Here is a 2,501-nt window from a genome sequence, read left to right on the forward strand (position 1 = left end):
AGGTGCCCTTGTCGATCCCGATGGAACCGTAACGATCGTTGGGGTCGAACAAGGCGCCGCAAGTCTGGCGAGGGCGCATCGCCGTATCCTTGACCTAGATCAAGACAGCCGGCGCCAAGGCCCCGCCACCACCTGCTCAGGCACCTCCAAGCCTCAGCCGAGCATCGCTTTTCGGGTGGCTAGACCGTTATGCTCTGCAACATCGTCGAGCCGATCAGTGCCGACGCCCTCCAAGCCGGCCCTCGGAGAACCGTCCGGTACCCGATTCATTCTTGCAAACGAGACAGACGATGAAGCGCACGACTTTTGCGACCTTGACCTTAGTCCTCGGCAGCGGGCTCATCGGAGCCGGGTTGACCTCTGCGGACGAAGGCACGCACTGGGGCTACTCGGGCACCCACGGTCCGGAGCATTGGGGCGAGATCGACCCGCATTTCACGGCCTGCAAGACAGGCCGTGCCCAGACTCCGATCGACATTACGGACCGTGTCGAGGCCGATCTGCCTCGGATCGGCTTCCACTACAAGCCGGGCGGGCATGACGAGGTCAACAACGGACACACCATCCAGGTGGACTACGACGCCGGCAGCACCATCACGCTGGACGGGCGCGAGTTCACCCTGAAGCAGTTCCACTTCCACACCCCGAGCGAAAACCACATCGACGGCCACGAGTTCCCGATGGAGGCGCATCTGGTGCACGCGGACGCCGAGGGCAATCTCGCGGTCATCGCAGTCATGTTCGAAGAAGGCCCCGAGAACCTCGCCCTCGCCACGCCGTGGGCCGCCATGCCCCGGGCGCAGGGCCATACGGCTCACCTCGCGAGCAAGGCCTCCGCCGAGGCGCTGCTTCCCGCCGATCGAGCCTACTACCGCTTCGACGGCTCCCTGACCACGCCGCCCTGCAGCGAGGGCGTGACCTGGCTGGTCATGAAACATCCGGTGAGCGCATCGCACGGGCAGCTCGTCAAGTTCGCGCGGGCGATGGGCCACCCCGAACAACCGGCCGATCCAGCCGCTGAATGCGCGGGTCGTTCTGGAGTAAACCGATTCTCCCGCTACAGAAGCGACCTCGATTACGCGCTCAACCCTTCACGCACACGAACTGATTGAGCGTATGCACCACCTCGACCAGATCCGCCTGGTTGGCCATGACCTGGTCGATGTCCTTGTAGGCACCCGGAATCTCGTCGAGCACACCTTTGTCCTTGCGACAGATCACCCCTTGGGTCTGAGCCGCCAGATCCGCCGGTGTGAACAGTTTCTCGGCCGCGGTGCGGCTCATCCGGCGCCCGGCGCCATGGGCACAGGAGGAGAAACTCTCGGGATTGCCCTTGCCGCGTACGATGTAGCTGCGCGCGCCCATGCTGCCGGGGATGATGCCGAGATCGCCTTCCCGCGCCCGAATCGCGCCCTTGCGGGTGACCCAGACGTTCGACCCGAAGTGGTGCTCGCGCTCGACGTAGTTGTGATGACAGTTCACCACCGCCTCGGTGACCGAGAAAGCCGGCAGATGCCGGGCGAGCGCCGCCAGCACCAGAGCCATCATCTGCTCGCGATTCTCCCGCGCATAGGCCTGCGCCCAGGAGACCGCGGCCACGTAGTCGTCGAAGTGCTCGGAGCCCTCCGGCAGGTAGGCGAGATCCCGATCGGGGAGCTGGATCATCCAGCGCTCCATGTCGCGCCGCGCCAGCTCGATGAAGTAATGGCCGATGGCATTGCCGATGCCGCGGCTGCCCGAGTGCAGCATGACCCAGACGCGCCCGGACTCGTCGAGGCAGACCTCGATGAAATGATTGCCGCCGCCCAGGGTGCCGATCTGGTTGACCCAGTTGGAGAAGCGCCCGAAGGCCTTGAGCAGCTGCGGGTGCTTCTCGGTCAGCGCGTCGAGCGGCGCGGCGAAGGGGGTGGCCGCCTCTGTCAGCGCGCGCTCGTCACGGTGCTGGGAACGCCCCACCGGCACGTCGCGGCTGATCTGGTCGAAGACCTTCTTCAGCGCCCGCTCGTCGATCTGTTCGGCGCCGAGCGAGGTGCGCGCGGCGGCCATGCCGCAGCCGATATCGACACCCACGGCAGCCGGGATGATCGCCCGGTCGGTGGCGATGACGCTGCCGATGGTCGCGCCAATGCCGGCGTGCACGTCCGGCATGGCCGCGACGTGACGATGGATGAAGGGCAGCTTGGAGAGGTTGACCAGCTGCGTGCGCGAACGCTCGTCCAGCTCCTCGGTCCAGACCTTGACCGGCTTGTCGCCCTCGGTGATGACCTGCTTGATCGTCATGGCTCCTCCTGCCGCGCGTTGGGCGGCGCACGATGACACGGCCGACGGCGGCCATGCCGGACACTGGCGGGGAGGACGTGCTGGAAAGGGACTTTGGGTGTCCGGTCTTGCTGCTCCCCGCCGGATCGACTGACGGGGTAAGGCCGGTCAGTCGATCAGAATCCGCGCGTTGTGGGCATTCCGAAACGGCGATGACCGCTGTCGGAGGACCTATTCGCTGC

The 2,501-nt window shown here is 65.8% G+C and carries 2 protein-coding genes; one reads left to right on the forward strand and one right to left on the reverse strand.

Annotated elements, in window-relative coordinates:
• Positions 1–290: 290 nt before the first annotated feature.
• A complete protein-coding gene (locus THIMADRAFT_RS24120) occupies positions 291–1,112 on the forward strand; it encodes a carbonic anhydrase (RefSeq protein WP_007195760.1) in 822 nt (273 codons plus the stop codon).
• Here THIMADRAFT_RS24120 and THIMADRAFT_RS24125 read toward each other — a convergent pair.
• Positions 1,084–2,280 carry an RtcB family protein gene (locus THIMADRAFT_RS24125; protein ID WP_007195761.1) on the reverse strand — a complete coding sequence of 399 codons (1,197 nt, stop codon included), beginning with the start codon at positions 2,278–2,280 and terminating at the stop codon, positions 1,084–1,086. The two genes, THIMADRAFT_RS24120 and THIMADRAFT_RS24125, sit on opposite strands and share 29 nt — an antisense overlap.
• Positions 2,281–2,501 lie beyond the last annotated feature (221 nt).

It is taken from the genome of Thiocapsa marina 5811, assembly GCF_000223985.1.
GTDB classification, from domain to species: domain Bacteria; phylum Pseudomonadota; class Gammaproteobacteria; order Chromatiales; family Chromatiaceae; genus Thiocapsa; species Thiocapsa marina.

Bases quoted from the DNA above. Each gene is read 5' to 3' on its own strand.
- THIMADRAFT_RS24125 (WP_007195761.1), bottom strand. From the start codon at position 2,280: ATGACGATCAAGCAGGTCATCACCGAGGGCGACAAGCCGGTCAAGGTC.
- THIMADRAFT_RS24120 (WP_007195760.1), top strand. From the start codon at position 291: ATGAAGCGCACGACTTTTGCGACCTTGACCTTAGTCCTCGGCAGCGGG.